This is a genomic window from Pseudomonas moraviensis (assembly GCF_900105805.1).
GTDB classification, from domain to species: domain Bacteria; phylum Pseudomonadota; class Gammaproteobacteria; order Pseudomonadales; family Pseudomonadaceae; genus Aquipseudomonas; species Aquipseudomonas moraviensis_A.
In genome coordinates this window covers 5197560-5213065 of the sequence record NZ_LT629788.1, presented here as the reverse complement: position 1 = coordinate 5213065, position 15506 = coordinate 5197560, and the positions used below count along the sequence as shown (strand labels likewise).

Here is a 15506-nt window from a genome sequence, read left to right as displayed (position 1 = left end):
ACAAGAGATCGCCAAGGCCGGGGCAATGGCGACTTTATAACCGATAAATATCGGCTTTAAAACCTATAAATCAGAAAATACGCTATTTAAACGCTTAGTAAATCGATACAAATCGAACTTTAGACCGAATACAAATGTGGGAGCGAGCCTGCTCGCGAATGCGGTGTGTCTGTCACCGCATCTGGCGACTGATACACAGCTTTCGCGAGCAGGCTCGCTCCCACATGGGATGTGCCTTGCTTACAAGCCTTCGGTAAGCACCCGATCCAGCATATCGACAAAGAAATCCACGCTCTGGCGCGACGTCACCATCGGTGGTTTGATCTTGAGGATGTTCAAGTCATCGCCGGTCGGCTGCATGAAAATCCCCAGCTCACGCAGGCGATCACACAGCAACGCAGTCTCTGCAGTCGCCGGCTCCAGCGTCTGCCGATTGCGGATCAGCTCGAGTCCCAGATAGAACCCTGAGCCGTGTACCGCGCCAACCAGCGGATGTTTATCGATCAACGCTTCCAGTCGCGCCTTGAAGTGGCCGCCGACGACTTGGGCGTTTTCCCAGAGCTTTTCTTCTTCCATAACGTCCAGCACTGCCATGCCGATCTGACAACTGACCGGACTGCCGCCCGCCGAGGAGAAGAAGTAGCCCTCGGCCTCCAGCGCCTCGGCTATCTCTCGACGAGTGATCACCGCGCCAAGAGGCTGACCATTGCCCATGCCTTTGGCCATGGTGATGATGTCCGGCACCACGCCCTGATCTTCGAAGCCCCAAAAGAATTTGCCCATGCGCCCATAACCGACCTGCACCTCGTCAGCGATGCACACCCCGCCCTGTGCACGCACCAGCGCATAGACCTTTTGCAGATAACCCGCCGGCAACGAAATACCGCCGGCATTGCCGTACACCGGCTCGCAAATGAAACCGGCCAGTTGCCGCTTCTGCTCGGCAAGTTTTCGCAGATGATGTTCGACGCTGCGCACGTATTCAGGCGCCGATTCGGGGCCACGGAATTCGCCGCGATAGGTGTTCGGCGCCGTCACTGGGTGCACCCAGTCCGGGCGGCTTTCCAGAGCTTTCGGGTTGTCGGCAATCGACGTTGAAACCGCATCGGCGCCGACCGTCCAGCCGTGATAGGCCTCGAGGACACTGATCATGTCGCGCCCGCCGCTGTAGGCCCAGGCCAGGCGAATCGCCAGGTCATTGGCCTCGCTGCCGCTGTTGACCAGGAACACCCGGTCCATGCCCTTCGGGGCGAGCTTGAGCAAGCGTTCGGAAAACTCGGCGACTGCCGCATAGTTGAACCGCGAGTTGGTATTGAGCAACGACCATTGCCGCGCCGCGACCGCCGCCATGCGCGGGTGGCCGTGGCCCAGGACTGCAACGTTGTTGAGCATGTCCAGATACGATCGGCCGTGCATGTCGATCAGATGATTGCGCCAGCCGCGCTCGATGCGTGGCGGGTCGACGTAATAGTGTTTTTGCGTACGGGCGAAACTGGCATCGCGACGCGCGAGCAGGGTTTGCGCGTCCAGCTCTGGCTCGGCGTCGCAGGCGAGGCCAAGCAACGTCGCCGGTGACGGGCACAACGCCTGCCAGGCCAGTGCCCGGGACGGCGTGCAGAACAGCGGCGCGTCGAGCTCTGCTGCTCGGCACAATTGCACGAGCAAAGGCCCGCTGACTTTACCGATTCGTTGGCCTTGGTCCAGCGCTGCGCCAGGGTCAGGGAATGGCGTCACGCCCCATAGCCGAACACTGAACTGCGGCCCGTCAAGCCGCAGCGCACCGTCCGCCGTTTGACTCAGAACTCCCGCGAACGGTGCTTGCACGTCGGTTCCAGACGGCACATGCAATTCGACATGCAGCGGGAACGTATCCGGTTCGGTCGCGCTGTCCGGCCGCGTGCGTGACAAGCGGTACTGGCCATAACGCGTGGCCGCCAGCCCGTGCACCGTTGCGGCCTCTGTCAGCAAACGCTGATCAATGCCCTGCTGCTCCCAATTGCCGGCCTCGAAGTGCGGGCTCAGCACACCCAAGTCGATCAGGGCAAATTCGCGCCCGACCAGGCCGGGCAGCAGTGGCGCAAATTGAATGTTTTCGACACCGGGCAGGGACTGGCCCACGGCCGTCAGAATCGCCGCCTCCATCAGCGCCAGTGGCACCGAGGTCGCGACGCGGAAGATCTCCCACTCATGACTGAGGTTGTCGCGGCTGTAGGTATTGCCCGGATCGACGCTCACCTGCTGCTCGCCACTGAGCACCAGCACCGCCGCTCGCGCGACGATCAACGGCCACAGCGCTTGCAGCTCTTCGTAGTGCAACGGATTGACCGCGTGATACGCCTTGACCGCCGGCAGGATGACAAACGGATCGCCATCGGCGTGATGCAGCAAAGCCGCACAGGTCACCGAGAGATCGGTGATACGCCACGTACGCACCAGATCACCGAAATCGATCACCCCTTGCAACTGCCAATGGCGCTGAACATCGCGCTGCCAGACGACATTGTCATCGGTGATATCCATGTGAATCGCCTGCACCGGCAACTTGTCCAGCAGCGGCCGCAAATGGCGCTCGGCCCGCTCGGCGGCAGCGCCTATCGCCGCGCGCTGCTGCTCGTCGCTGATCACCGGCAACAGGTGATTGATCAACGCGTTGGCATGGCGCGCGTCCCACTGCAAGGTGCGCTCGAGGCCGGGGTGATCGAAGCCTGCCAGCGCCAGATCCATCTCTCCACAGAGTCGGCCAAAACCGGCGACCACGTCCTGACGAAGATGATCGAAATCGGTCAACGGCTGCCCGTCGATGTACTCCAGCAACCGCACATGTACCGCTTCGCCATTGGCGTGCAGCGACAACAGGTCTTCGCCGTTATTGGCAGCGATCACGCGCGGTACCTTGATCGCCGAGTGCTCGGCCAGATACTTGAGCCCGGCGTGCTGGGCCTGCAGTTCCGAAAGCGCGTAGTCACCCCGACAGACTTTCAACACGAAGCGCCCGCGCGCACTGTCGACGCGATAATTCAGATCCTGCTGGCTGCCCAGCGCCTGCAAGGTGCCGCCAAGCCCGTAATATTCGGCCAGCCATTGCAGCGCCTGCGCTTCTGAAACCTGCGGACCGGGCAAACTGGCGCGATGAATCAACGTGGCGAGCGGCATGAAACGACCCCTGACATTTTATTAGGCGCTTATATCGCCATTGCTCCCGGCGATACGCAACCCTTTATAACGAAGACCGACCAGAAGAAGGCCGCCCCGCCGTCGCGAAAGCCGTCCAGTCAAATTTTCCTACATGACTTTCAGATTGTGTTTCCGTGCAGCTCTGTGCAACCTGCGCCCTGAATTTCACAGCACGGATGCAAGACCAAGTCATGTCCCATCGTCGCCTCGCCCTTTCGAATAAAAAAGTCCGCAACATTCCGCGCCGCTTACGAGCTCTGGCGGCCTGGGCCGCTGATTTCGAGGGATAGTTTCCAGCGGATCTCACGCTCGAGGACAAGTACTGGAACTGGAAAATTCCAATCCACATGTCGATGGTCGAAGGAAAACAGGCGACACCCGACCTGAAAAGGCAATGCGCCCAGCACCTGATCGACGCGGCGCAGCATCTACGCCTGGCCCGACCGGAGCATGCGCTTGACTGCAGGGTGGTCGCAGCCATTTGTGTTCCCGGTATGTTTTCCAGCGAAATCTGTATCTATGCGGATCTGGAATATCACCGCGGTCATATACCTGCCTCCGACAGCGAATATGTGGAAACCGGCAGAAGCCTGTCTCTGGAATGGGGGCTGGTTTTGCCACAGGGCATGGGAGAGCGAGGCTTGCGCTACGAGGTTGAGGGCTGGGATGGCCAGTATTACCACGAGGAACGCTGGTATTTTGGCGAGGTGGATTGACACCTCCACGCAGTCGGCACTCGCGCCTCGCAGCGCTTTGCGCAAGAATGTCGCCCGTTCGCCTTGAATCTATGGAAATACTCATGAATGTAATCACCACCGACCTGCCCGGTGTTCTGATCATCGAACCGAAGGTGTTTGGTGACGAGCGCGGTTTTTTCTACGAGAGTTTCAACGCCAAGGCGTTTCTGGAAGCAACCGGCCTCGATGTTCAATTTTTGCAGGACAACCATTCGCGGTCACAAAAAGGCGTACTGCGTGGCCTGCATTACCAACTGCAGCAAACCCAGGGCAAACTGGTTCGGGTGACCGCCGGTGAAGTGCTCGATGTTGCCGTGGACATCCGCCGCAGCTCGCCCGATTTCGGCAAATGGGTGGCCGTGCGTCTGTCTGCCGACAACCACCGGCAGATGTGGATACCGGAGGGTTTTGCCCATGGCTTTGTGGTGCTGAGCGATTACGCCGAATTTCTTTACAAGACCACTGATTACTACTCACCCTCAGCCGAACGCGCGATCCGCTGGGATGACCCGGACCTGGGCATCGACTGGCAACTGGACGCAGCGCCGAAACTGTCGACCAAGGATCAGGCGGCCGCACTTTTCAAGGACGCTGACGTCTTCGCCTGAGGCCAGGTCTGCACGAAAACTCGCCAAGCGGTGATCAGGCAAGGCAAAAACAGGCGAGGAGCGGAGTCCAGGCCCCCTAAATGAGCATTCCAAGCCTGTTTTTAACGCAGCATGATCGACGCGCAGGCAGTTTTCGTACAGAGCAGAGGCATAATGCGCCTGTCCCTACAGGCGTATCCGGCTCATGAAACCAACACTCCCCCGCAGACCCCGCTGGCGCAGCCTCGCGCTGTTGGCCCTGTGCCTGGCGCCGCTGCTGTGGCCGCTGGAACACCTTGCCGAACGCTATTACCGCAGCGAACTCGCCGGGCAGAATCGCCAGACCCTCGACCTTTACGTCGCCAACCTGCTCGGCACCCTGCATCGCTATGAAGTGCTGCCGCAGATTCTCGGCGACCTGCCGGCCCTGCGCGCGGTACTCGGTGCGCCGGACGACGGCGTGACCCAAGGCAACGCCAATCGTTTGCTGAAAAACATCGCCGCGCAGACCGGCGCCGAAGTCATGTACCTGATGGACACGTCCGGCCAGACACTGGCGGCGTCGAACTGGGACAAACGTGACAGCTTCGTCGGCCGCAACTTCGCCTTCCGCCCGTATTTCAGCGAAGCCATGGCCGGACGCCTCGGACGCTTCTTCGGCCTCGGCACCACCTCGGCCAAACGCGGTTATTTCTTCGCCGCTGCCGTGCGCAACGGCGAGAAAATCATCGGCGTGCTGGTGATCAAGGTCGACCTCGACCACACCGAAAGCCTGTGGGGCAAAACCCCTGAGCAATTGCTGGTGACCGACCACAACGGCGTGGTCATCCTTACCTCGCGTCCGGAGTGGCGTTTCCGATCAACCCGGGAACTGAGCGATTCCGAGCGCGCCGCGATCACCGCGATCCAGCCCTACCCGACCCGCGAACCCAGACCGCTGAACCTCAGCCCTGACGCGTGGCTGACGCAGACCCACGACATTGCCGAAACCGGCTGGAGCGTGAGCATTCTCGCTCCGCGCACATTGATCGATCGCCCGGTGCGCACCGTAGTCGCGATCGGCGGCGCCACGCTGTTGGTGGTCATGCTGCTGGTGGGTTTGATGATGCAGCGGCGTCGGCATTATCTGGAGCGCATCGCTTTCGAAGCCAAGGCCCGCCGCGAGCTGGAAGGCCGGGTCGCCGAACGGACCAGCGATCTGGAAGGCCTCAACCGACGCCTGAAGCAGGAAGTGCTCGAGCGTGAGCACGCGCAGCAGGAGCTGGTGCGCGCCCAGGACGATCTGGTTCAGGCCGGCAAGCTTTCGGCGCTGGGCACCATGTCGGCGAGCATCAGCCACGAACTCAATCAGCCACTGGCGGCGATTCGCAGTTATGCAGAGAACGCCGAGGTGCTGCTCGACCATCAACGCACCGACGACGCGCGCGGCAACCTCAAACTGATCAGCGAACTGACCGGGCGTATGGCCTCGATCATCGCCCACCTGCGCGCCTTCGCCCGCCGCGATCGCCACGCACCGGAAAGTGTCGCGCTGCAACCGGCGCTGGACGATGCGCTGGCATTGCTGGCCAAACGTCGGCGCAGTATGGAAGTCGAGCTGATCCGCGACCTGCCTGCCGCCACGCTGTGGGTCGAGGCCGGCGAAACCCGATTGCGCCAAGTGCTCGGCAATCTGCTGGCCAACGCGCTTGATGCTCTGACCGAAAAAGGCCCGCCGCGCAAATTGTGGCTGAGCGCCGAAGCCACCGCCGAAGGCGTCAATCTGTACATTCGCGACAACGGCCCCGGGTTCTGCATGGAAGCCCTTGGCCGCGCCAGCGAACCCTTCTACACCACCAAGACCCGCACGCAAGGCCTGGGTCTGGGGCTGGCCATTTGCGAAACGCTGATGCGCGCCTTCGGTGGTGAGCTGTCGTTCGCCAACCACAAGCAAGGCGGCGCCCTGATCACCCTGCGCCTGCGCGCCGGTGCGCCCGGAGTCAGCCTGCAACCGTCCGAGGATCGAAGTGCATGACCATCGACAATCGCATCCAGGTAGTGTTGATCGACGACGATCCGCACCTGCGCCAGGCCCTCGGCCAGACCCTGGACCTGGCCGGTCTGAAAATCCTGCCACTGTCCGAAGCCAAAGGCCTGGCCGCACAGCTTGAGCGTGACTGGCCGGGTGTGGTGGTCAGCGACATTCGCATGCCGGGTATGGACGGCCTCGAACTGCTCAATGAATTGCATGCACAGGATCCCGAGTTGCCGGTGCTGCTGATCACCGGCCATGGCGACGTACCGCTGGCGGTGCAGGCGATGCGCGCCGGCGCTTACGACTTTCTGGAAAAACCCTTTGCCAGCGATGCCCTGCTCGACAGCGTGCGTCGTGCGCTGTCCTTGCGCCGCTTGGTGCTGGACAACCGCAGCCTGCGTCTGGCCTTGAGCGACCGCAACGAACTGAGCGCGCGACTGGTTGGCCACTCGACCCCGATGCTGCGCCTGCGCGAGCAGATCGGCGCGCTGGCCGCGACCAAGGCCGACGTGCTGATCCTCGGCGAAACCGGCGCCGGCAAAGAGGTCGTTGCCCGTGCGCTGCATGACTTGTCGAGCCGGCGCAACGGTCCGTTCGTGGCGATCAACGCCGGCGCACTCGCCGAATCGGTGGTGGAAAGCGAGTTGTTCGGCCACGAGCCCGGCGCCTTCACCGGCGCGCAGAAGCGCCGCATCGGCAAATTCGAATTCGCCAACGGCGGCACGCTGTTCCTCGACGAAATCGAGAGCATGAGCATGGACGTGCAAGTGAAATTGCTGCGCATGCTGCAAGAGCGGGTCGTCGAACGCCTGGGCGGCAATCAGTTGATCCCGCTGGACATCCGGGTGATCGCCGCGACCAAGGAAGACCTGCGCCAGGCGGCGGACCAGGGCCGCTTCCGCGCCGACTTGTATTACCGCCTCAACGTCGCACCACTGCGTATCCCGCCCCTGCGCGAACGCGGTGAAGACGCATTGGTGCTGTTCCAGCATTACGCCGACGAAGCCAGCGCTCGCCACGGTTTGCCGCCCCACGAACTGCAACCGGCGCAACGCGCATTGCTGCTGCGCCACACCTGGCCGGGCAACGTACGCGAATTGCAAAATGCCGCCGAGCGTTTTGCGCTGGGCCTGGAGCTGGCATTGGATAGCAGCGCTGACGGCAGCGGCGCCGCGCCTGTGGAAGTGGTCAACGGCGGCCTCAGCGAGCAAGTGGAAAACTTCGAGAAGTCGTTGATCGCCGCCGAACTGGCGCGCTCGCACAGTTCGGTACGCAGCCTCGCCGAAGCCTTGGGTATTCCGCGCAAGACTCTGCACGACAAGTTGCGCAAACATGGCCTGAATTTCGGCGACAGCAGCCACGGGGAAGAGAGCGAATGAGCAGCGCAAGCGAATACCTGGAAACGGTGCTGCATCACGACATTCCGCTGACCGTCGAGATGGGACTCAAGGTGCTTGAGTGGCGAGAGCAGCAATTGAGCCTGCACCTGCCCCTCGCGCCCAACGTCAATCACAAGAGCACCCTGTTTGGCGGCAGCCTCTACTGCGGCGCGGTGCTGGCCGGTTGGGGCTGGTTGCATTTACGTCTGAAAGAAGAAGGGATTACCGACGGACACATCGTCATCCAGGAAGGGCAGATCAGTTATCCGCTGCCCGTGACCGGGGACGCCGTGGCCATATGTCCGCCGCCGGATGCAGCGGTGTGGAAGCGGTTTTTGGCGATGTATCGGCGTTATGGGCGGGCGCGGTTGACGCTGGATACGCGAATCCTGAATGCGGGAAGTCAGGCCGAGGCGGTGAGATTTACCGGGCAGTACGTGTTGCACAGCTGAAGATCAAAAGCCCCCTCACCCTCACCCCAGCCCTCTCCTGGGGGAGAGGGCTGGGGTGAGGGGGAGTTCCGGATCAGCAGTTAACCTCGAGCCAACTCCAACAATCTCTCGCGCCACGCAGCCTTCGCCGGCAGCGCCAGAAAGAACTCGTTCAACAGCGACTCCCGCGCTGGATAAGTAAACGCCTCTCCGTTCAGATCCAGCACCTCGCCACCCGCCCCTTCCAGCACGCCCTGAGCTGCCGCCGTGTCCCACTGCGAAGTGGGCGCCAGGCGTGGATAGCAATCGGCCGCACCTTCGGCCAACAGGCAAAATTTCAACGAACTGCCGATACTGGTCAGTTGCAGCTCACCGAGACTCGCGCTCAACCCGGCCAGCAGACGCTCTTGCTCAGGACTTGAATGACGGCGGCTGGCGACCACAATAAACGCCTCGCCCGGGGCTGGCACGTCGCGCACCTGAATCGGCACCGGCGTTGCGCCCTTGTCGCCACGCCAGGCACCCAGTTCGGCGCCGCCGACGTAAAAACGACCGTTGGTCGGCATCGTCACCACGCCAAACACCACCCGGCCGTTTTCGATCAGTGCGATGTTGACGGTGAACTCCTCGCTGCCGCTGATGAACTCCTTGGTTCCGTCCAGCGGATCCACCAGCCACCAGCGCTGCCAGCCGGCGCGCACGTTCTGCGGGATATCGGCGTCCTCTTCGGACAGCACTGGAATGCTCGGATCAAGCGCCGTCAGCCCGGCAACGATCAGGTGGTGTGCTGCCATGTCAGCAGCCGTCACCGGCGAATCATCGGACTTGGCCGTGACTTCAACACCGGCACGCCAGAACGGCAGAATCGCCTCGCCGGCCTGTAACGCCAGCTCGACCACCGGTGCCATCAACGGATGGGGAAAATTCATCAACGTCTCACTCATGGCTGAACACCCCGCGCTGGGTCAGCAGGTCACGGGTCAAATACAGCGCCGCCAACGCGCGGCCTTCGGTAAATTGCGGATTGAGCGCCAGCGCCGACAGTTCGCGCAGATTGACCTTATCGACGCGCATCGGCTCAGGCTCATCGCCTTCCAGCCGTTCCTCGTAAAGATCAGTGGCGAGGACGACTTGAATCTTTTGACTCATGTAACCGGGCGACAGCGACAGCTCGGTCAGATGTTCCAGTTGGCGCGCGCCATAACCGGCCTCTTCCTTGAGCTCCCGCTCGGCCGCCGCCAGCACATCTTCGCCCGGTTCGATCAGGCCTTTGGGCAGAGACAGTTCGTACTCCTCGGTCCCGCCGCAATACTCTTCGATCAGCACCGCATGCTCGGCGTCGAGCATCGCGACGATCATTACCGCGCCATACCCCGCGCCTTTGCCGACCAGACGCTCGTAGGTGCGCTCCACGCCATTGGAAAATCGCAGCTTGAGTTCTTCGACGCGAAACAGGCGACTGGTGGCGACGATCTCGCGGGCAAGTACGGTGGGTTTCTGGCGCATGCAAAGCTCCTTGGCGTGAACGCGCTACTATAACGCGGCTTTCCCGATTGTTTGCGTCGGATATCCTTTCACCGTTCGAGACGTTGCCATGCCCTCTTTACCGTGGTCCGACATCGATACCGTTCTGCTCGACATGGACGGCACGCTGCTGGATCTGCACTTCGACAACCATTTCTGGCTCGAGCACCTGCCCCAGCGCTACGCCGAACTGCACGGCATCAGCCGGGCGATGGCAGAGCTGGAATTGCAGCCGTTGTTCGAACGCCACGCCGGCCAGTTGCAGTGGTACTGCCTGGATTTCTGGAGCGCGGAGCTGAAACTGTCGGTGCGGGAACTGAAACAGGAAACCGCGCACTTGATTGCCCTGCGCGCGGATGCCGACACCTTTCTCGCCGCGATCAAGCGTGCCGGCAAACGGGTGATCATGATCACCAATGCGCACCGCGATTCGCTGTCGTTGAAACTGGAACGGATCGAACTGGCGCCCTACTTCGAGCGGCTGATCAGCTCGCATGACTATGGTTTTCCCAAAGAGAACCCACAGTTCTGGGACGCCTTGCAGGCGGACATCGGTTTTGATCCGGCGCGCAGCCTGTTTATCGACGACACCTTGCCGATCCTGCGCAGTGCACGGGATTTTGGTGTGGCGCATTTGCTCGCAGTGAAAGAACCGGACAGCCGCAAGGGGCCGAAGGACACGGCGGAGTTCGCTGCAGCCGGGGATTATCGCGACCTGATTACCGGACTCTGATCCCTGTAGGAGCTGCCGAAGGCTGCGATCTTTTGATCCTGGTTTTAAAATCAAAGTCAAAAGATCGCAGCCTTCGGCAGCTCCTACATGACTGCGTTATTTTGGAATGCGCAGTTTTTGTCCCGGATAGATCTTGTTCACATCCTTGAGCATCGGTTTGTTGGCATCGAAGATTTTCTGGTACTGGTTGGCATTGCCATAGACGCGCAGTGAGATCGCACTAAGCGTGTCACCTGCCTTGACCTCGACAAGCTCGGCGGCCGCCACAACCGGGCCGGTCACGGTGATCTGATCATCGACGCTGCCTACGCCCGCAATGTTGCCTAGCGCAAGCAGAACCTTTTCCTTTTCTTCCTGGCTCGCCACTTCACCGGTCACCGTCACCTTGTCGCCATCCACGGTCGCCTGCACGTTGGGATTGCCCAACCCGACCTTGCTGATATGTTCCTTCAACTGCTCACTCGCATTGGCATTGCCTGGGGTCAACAGATCAATCAGCTTCTCACCGGCCTCTTTCACAAAGCTCAACAGACTCATAGCGCACACTCCTTGATTTGGGTTCCAGTCGTCCAAGCCTAGACCACCCTAGCCAAACCCGGTTCCAGTCCGACCAATGACGCTGCCGCGCCGCAGGCGGTAGAATCGCCACACCCCGCCAACCGCCCGGAGCGAAGATGGACATCAAGCAGCTGAAATTCCTCATCGCCCTCGACGAAACCCGCCATTTCGGTCAGGCCGCCGCGCGCTGCCACATCACCCAGCCGACCCTGTCGATGCGTTTGCGCAGCCTTGAAGAAGAACTTGATCTGCCACTGGTCAACCGCGGCCAGCGCTTCGAAGGCTTCACCGCGCCGGGCGAGCGTGTGCTGGCCTGGGCGCGCACGGTACTGGCGGCCTACGACGGCTTGCAGGCGGAAGCGGCGGCCTGTCGCGGCAATCTGATCGGTACGCTGCGCCTGGGTGTGGTGCCGCTGTCGAGTTTCGATCCATTACCGTTGATGCAGCGTCTGCACGCAGCGCACCCGGAACTGCGCTTCGAGCTGTCCTCGCTAAGCTCCGAGCAGGTGCTCGAACACTTGGCGAACAACCGCATCGACATCGGCGTTTCCTATCTGGAGCGTCTGGACAGTGAGCGCTTCGATTCGCTGGCCTTCAACGAGACCCGCATGGGCCTGCTCTACGACGAGCGCTCGTTCAGCTTCGGCGAAGCGCCCCTGAGCTGGGAATCGCTGATCGAGCTGCCGCTGTGCATGCTCACCAGCGGCATGCATTTTCGCCAGTCCATCGACCACAACTTCCACAGTCGGGGCCTGACGCCGCAGCCGCTGCTGCAAACCGACGCCGTGCATCAATTGCTGCAAGCGGTACACGGCGGCTTTTGCTGCGCGATCATGCCGCTCGACGGCGGCGCGGAAACCCTCGCCGATCATCTGCGTCTGCAACCCATCGAGAATGCCCACACCCTCGCTCCGCTGGGCCTGATCATGCGCCGTGGTGCGCCGCGCTCAGCGCTGGCTGAGGCGTGTTTCGCGCTGTATCAAAAATCGCCAAAAGACGCTTGATCGACGGCATCTATCGGTAGATCGGTAATAGCGATTAGACGCGACAACTTGCCGCGCCTAGTCTTGACCTAGATCAAACCGTCGGTGATGCCATGAACGCCAAGCGTCCTGCCTGCGCGGCGCCAGCAATCGAAACGCCCGCGCCTGCCGCCAGCCAGACCTACAGCTACAGCGATTTATCCTTCGAGGCATCGGCCAGCACCGCGCTGGCCGAGGAAGTTGCGTTGGCGATCGCCTACAACGGCATCAGTCAGGCAGTGATGCTGGTCACCCCGACTGACCTTGAAGATTTCATCGTCGGTTTCAGTCTTGGCAGCGGCATCATCGAAGACGCCAGCGATATCTATGATCTGCAACTAACGGGTGCAGGCTCGGCGCAATACGCGCAGGTGACCATCGCCAACCGGGCGTTCTGGAATCTCAAGCAGCAGCGTCGGCAGTTGGCCGGCACCAGCGGTTGCGGACTCTGCGGCGTCGAAGCGGTGGAACAGGCGTTGCCCGATCTTAAAGTGTTGCCGGGCGCAGCGTTGCCACCGATCGAGTGGCTAGATGGCCTGCGCCAGCGCATCGGCGCGTTCCAGCCGCTGGGCCAGCACTGCGGCGCGGTGCATGCGGCGGTGTTCATGAATGCCAGCGGTGAATTGCTGCTCGGCCGCGAAGACATCGGCCGGCACAACGCGCTGGACAAGCTGATCGGCGGTTTGATTCGCCAGAAAATTTCCACCGAGGGTGGGCTGGCGATTGTCACCAGCCGTTGCAGCCTCGAACTGATCCAGAAAGTCCTGCGTGCCGGCATCCAGACCCTGGTCAGCCTGTCGGCACCCACCGGCCTGGCCGTGCAATGGGCCCGGCGCCACAACCTCAATCTCATCCACCTGCCGCAGAAAAGTGCGCCGCGGGTGTACAGCCCCGCGATGGAGAATCAAGCGTGAGCCAACATCATCAAGCCGACCAGAAACCTGTTCCGCGCTACAAGCCTTACAAAGGCGCCGCCGGCGGCTGGGGCGCCCTGATCAGTGTGGCCCAGGCGTGGTTGACCAGCGACAACGCCTTGAAAAACCTGCGCATGATGCTCAAGACCAACCAGAACGGCGGCTTTGACTGCCCGGGTTGTGCCTGGGGTGATTCGCCGGAAAGCGGCATGGTCAAGTTCTGCGAGAACGGCGCCAAAGCGGTGAACTGGGAAGCGACCAAGCGTCGCGTCGATGCGAAATTCTTCGCCAAGCACAGCGTCACGTCGCTGCTGGAGCAGAGCGACTACTGGCTGGAATATCAGGGCCGTCTGACCGAGCCGATGGTTTACGACGCCGAGTCCGATCGCTACAAGCCGATCAATTGGGAAGATGCCTTCGCCCTGATCGGCAAGCACCTGCGCAATCTGCCGAGCCCGGATCAGGCCGAGTTCTACACCTCGGGGCGTGCCAGCAACGAAGCGGCGTATCTGTATCAGTTGTTCGTACGGGCTTACGGCACCAACAATTTCCCTGACTGCTCGAACATGTGCCACGAGGCCAGCGGCGTGGCGCTGGCGCAGAGCGTCGGTGTCGGCAAAGGCACGGTGACCTTCGATGACTTCGAACACGCCGACGCGATTTTCGTCTGGGGCCAGAACCCCGGCACCAACCATCCGCGCATGCTCGAACCGTTGCGTGAAGCGGTGAAACGCGGCGCCCAGGTGGTGTGCATCAACCCGCTGAAGGAGCGGGGCCTGGAGCGTTTCCAGCATCCACAGCACCCGATCGAAATGCTCACCAACGGCGACAAGCCGACCAACACCGCCTACTTCCGCCCGGCACTCGGCGGCGACATGGCCGTGCTACGGGGCATGGCCAAGTTCCTTCTGCAATGGGAGCGCGATGCGCAGAAGGCTGGCGAGCCGGCGGTGTTCGACCATGATTTCCTCAATGCCCACAGCGCCAACGTGCTGGAGTATCTCGCCACTGTCGACGACACCTCGTGGGAGCAGATCGTCGAGCAGTCCGGCCTGACGCTGGTCGAGATCGAGCAAGCCGCGCGCATGTACGCCAAAGGCAAGAACGTGATCATGTGCTGGGCCATGGGCATCACCCAGCACCGCCATTCGGTGCCGACCATTCAGGAGATCGCCAACCTGATGTTGTTGCGCGGCAACATCGGCAAGCCGGGCGCCGGTCTGTGCCCGGTACGCGGTCACAGCAACGTGCAGGGCGACCGCACCATGGGCATCAACGAGCGTCCGCCGGTGGGGTTCCTCGATTCGCTGGAACGTCGCTTCCAGTTCAAGGTGCCGCGTCATAACGGCCACAACGTGGTCGAGGCGATTCATGCGATGGCCGAAGGTCGCGCCAAGGTGTTCATTGGGTTGGGCGGCAACTTTGCCCAGGCCACCCCGGACAGCTCGCGTACCTTTGAAGCACTGCGCAACTGCGACCTGACCGTGCAGATCAGCACCAAACTCAACCGCAGCCACCTCGCTCACGGCAAGGATGCGCTGATCCTGCCGTGCCTGGGCCGTACCGATATCGACATCCAGACCGAAGGCGCGCAAGCAGTGACCGTGGAGGACTCGTTCAGCATGGTCCACGCTTCCAACGGCCAATTGCAGCCGCTGTCGAACCAGATGCGCTCGGAGCCGTCGATCATCGCCGGCATCGCCGCCGCCACTCTGGGCAGCCAACCGGTCGACTGGAACTGGCTGGTGGCCGATTACGGGCGCATTCGCGAACTGATCGCCGACACCATCCCGAACTTCAAAGACTTCAACGAGAAGATCAAAAACCCGGGCGGCTTCTATCTGGGCAACTCCGCTGGTGCACGCAAGTGGAACACGCCGTCAGGCCGGGCCAACTTCCGCGCCAACCAGTTGCCGAAAGATCTGGTCCACGAGCGCACCCGTGCCACCGGCCAGGTGCCGGATCTGATCCTGCAATCGATGCGTTCTCACGATCAGTACAACACGACGATTTATGGACTTGATGACCGTTATCGCGGCGTGAAGGGCCAACGTGACGTGCTGTTCGCCAACGAGGCCGACATCATTCGTCTGGGCTTCCGTCCGGGGCAGAAGGCTGACATCGTGTCGATCTGGGACGACGGGCGCGAGCGCCGGGTGAAAGGGTTTACATTGTTGGCGTTCGACATCCCTGCCGGGCAGGCGGCGGCGTACTATCCGGAAGTCAATCCGCTGGTGCCGCTTGAAAGCACTGGCGATGGCAGCCATACGCCGACCTCGAAGTTCATTGCGATCCGGCTGGAAGCGGCGAGTGAGACTGGGTTGATCATGGCCAAGTCTGCTTGATGCGGTGACTGGACGATGCTATCGCGAGCAGGCTCACTCCTACAATTGACCGTGTCCTGTCTGTAGAAACGCGGTCACTGTAGGAGTG

General features: G+C 61.5%; 12 protein-coding genes and 1 pseudogene. 9 read left to right on the top strand and 4 right to left on the bottom strand.

Translation table 11 applies throughout. The annotated features are described in order from the left end of the window. Positions 1–240: 240 nt before the first annotated feature. Positions 241–3153 carry an aminotransferase gene (locus tag BLU71_RS23390; RefSeq protein WP_083353985.1) on the bottom strand — a complete coding sequence of 971 codons (2913 nt, stop codon included), beginning with the start codon at positions 3151–3153 and terminating at the stop codon, positions 241–243. 341 nt (positions 3154–3494) lie between these two features. Between BLU71_RS23390 and BLU71_RS23385 the strand changes: the two are divergent. From BLU71_RS23385 to BLU71_RS23365, 5 genes and pseudogenes are all read left to right on the top strand, one after another. Then, positions 3495–3890, top strand: a pseudogene (locus BLU71_RS23385) (DUF3916 domain-containing protein); the annotation flags it as partial. Positions 3891–3973: 83 nt separating this feature from the next. Next, positions 3974–4519, top strand: a complete 546-nt coding sequence (gene rfbC / locus BLU71_RS23380) for a dTDP-4-dehydrorhamnose 3,5-epimerase (RefSeq protein WP_083353983.1) — start codon at positions 3974–3976, stop codon at positions 4517–4519. A 184-nt stretch (positions 4520–4703) separates the two neighbouring features. Beyond that, positions 4704–6512 (top strand): sensor histidine kinase, encoded by a 1809-nt coding sequence (locus BLU71_RS23375; protein ID WP_042608601.1) that lies wholly within the window; start codon positions 4704–4706, stop codon positions 6510–6512. After that, positions 6509–7891, top strand: a complete 1383-nt coding sequence (locus tag BLU71_RS23370) for a sigma-54-dependent transcriptional regulator (RefSeq protein WP_042608600.1) — start codon at positions 6509–6511, stop codon at positions 7889–7891. The genes BLU71_RS23375 and BLU71_RS23370 overlap by 4 nt, the downstream gene beginning before the upstream one ends. Beyond that, positions 7888–8343: a YiiD C-terminal domain-containing protein gene (locus BLU71_RS23365; RefSeq protein ID WP_083353982.1), complete on the top strand. Its 456-nt coding sequence runs from the start codon at positions 7888–7890 to the stop codon at positions 8341–8343. The genes BLU71_RS23370 and BLU71_RS23365 overlap by 4 nt, the downstream gene beginning before the upstream one ends. 80 nt (positions 8344–8423) lie before the next feature. Here BLU71_RS23365 and cysQ read toward each other — a convergent pair whose 3' ends face one another. Both cysQ and nudE read right to left on the bottom strand, forming a co-directional pair. Then, positions 8424–9251, bottom strand: a complete 828-nt coding sequence (gene cysQ, locus BLU71_RS23360) for a 3'(2'),5'-bisphosphate nucleotidase CysQ (RefSeq protein WP_083353981.1) — start codon at positions 9249–9251, stop codon at positions 8424–8426. 7 nt (positions 9252–9258) lie between these two features. Then, complete coding sequence (nudE, locus tag BLU71_RS23355) at positions 9259–9828, bottom strand: ADP compounds hydrolase NudE (protein ID WP_065615370.1); 570 nt, start codon at positions 9826–9828, stop codon at positions 9259–9261. An 88-nt stretch (positions 9829–9916) separates the two neighbouring features. Between nudE and yrfG the strand changes: the two genes are divergently transcribed. Beyond that, the gene (yrfG, locus tag BLU71_RS23350; RefSeq protein ID WP_065615369.1) at positions 9917–10579 is read left to right on the top strand and encodes a GMP/IMP nucleotidase; all 663 of its coding nucleotides are present in this window, start codon (positions 9917–9919) and stop codon (positions 10577–10579) included. Positions 10580–10675: 96 nt separating this feature from the next. Here yrfG and lysM read toward each other — a convergent pair whose 3' ends face one another. After that, a complete protein-coding gene (gene lysM, locus BLU71_RS23345; RefSeq protein WP_042608595.1) occupies positions 10676–11116 on the bottom strand; it encodes a peptidoglycan-binding protein LysM in 441 nt (146 codons plus the stop codon). A 137-nt stretch (positions 11117–11253) separates the two neighbouring features. On the opposite strand from lysM, the gene BLU71_RS23340 reads away from it, so the two are divergent. The 3 genes from BLU71_RS23340 to BLU71_RS23330 all read left to right on the top strand — a co-directional run bounded on the left by BLU71_RS23340 (position 11254) and on the right by BLU71_RS23330 (position 15418). After that, on the top strand, positions 11254–12141 hold the full coding sequence (locus tag BLU71_RS23340; protein WP_064363390.1) for a LysR family transcriptional regulator: 888 nt from the start codon (positions 11254–11256) through the stop codon (positions 12139–12141). A gap of 92 nt (positions 12142–12233) precedes the next feature. Beyond that, positions 12234–13073 carry a formate dehydrogenase accessory sulfurtransferase FdhD gene (gene fdhD / locus BLU71_RS23335; RefSeq protein WP_042608593.1) on the top strand — a complete coding sequence of 280 codons (840 nt, stop codon included), beginning with the start codon at positions 12234–12236 and terminating at the stop codon, positions 13071–13073. Next, positions 13070–15418, top strand: coding sequence for an FdhF/YdeP family oxidoreductase (locus tag BLU71_RS23330; RefSeq protein WP_083353980.1), 2349 nt, complete (start codon positions 13070–13072; stop codon positions 15416–15418). Before fdhD ends, BLU71_RS23330 begins: the two co-directional genes overlap by 4 nt. The last annotated feature ends 88 nt before the right edge of the window (positions 15419–15506 follow it).

Bases quoted from the DNA above. Each gene is read 5' to 3' on its own strand.
- cysQ (WP_083353981.1), bottom strand. From the start codon at position 9,251: ATGAATTTTCCCCATCCGTTGATGGCACCGGTGGTCGAGCTGGCGTTA.
- rfbC (WP_083353983.1), top strand. From the start codon at position 3,974: ATGAATGTAATCACCACCGACCTGCCCGGTGTTCTGATCATCGAACCG.
- BLU71_RS23370 (WP_042608600.1), top strand. From the start codon at position 6,509: ATGACCATCGACAATCGCATCCAGGTAGTGTTGATCGACGACGATCCG.
- BLU71_RS23365 (WP_083353982.1), top strand. From the start codon at position 7,888: ATGAGCAGCGCAAGCGAATACCTGGAAACGGTGCTGCATCACGACATT.
- fdhD (WP_042608593.1), top strand. From the start codon at position 12,234: ATGAACGCCAAGCGTCCTGCCTGCGCGGCGCCAGCAATCGAAACGCCC.
- lysM (WP_042608595.1), bottom strand. From the start codon at position 11,116: ATGAGTCTGTTGAGCTTTGTGAAAGAGGCCGGTGAGAAGCTGATTGAT.
- BLU71_RS23340 (WP_064363390.1), top strand. From the start codon at position 11,254: ATGGACATCAAGCAGCTGAAATTCCTCATCGCCCTCGACGAAACCCGC.
- BLU71_RS23375 (WP_042608601.1), top strand. From the start codon at position 4,704: ATGAAACCAACACTCCCCCGCAGACCCCGCTGGCGCAGCCTCGCGCTG.
- yrfG (WP_065615369.1), top strand. From the start codon at position 9,917: ATGCCCTCTTTACCGTGGTCCGACATCGATACCGTTCTGCTCGACATG.
- BLU71_RS23390 (WP_083353985.1), bottom strand. From the start codon at position 3,153: ATGCCGCTCGCCACGTTGATTCATCGCGCCAGTTTGCCCGGTCCGCAG.
- nudE (WP_065615370.1), bottom strand. From the start codon at position 9,828: ATGCGCCAGAAACCCACCGTACTTGCCCGCGAGATCGTCGCCACCAGT.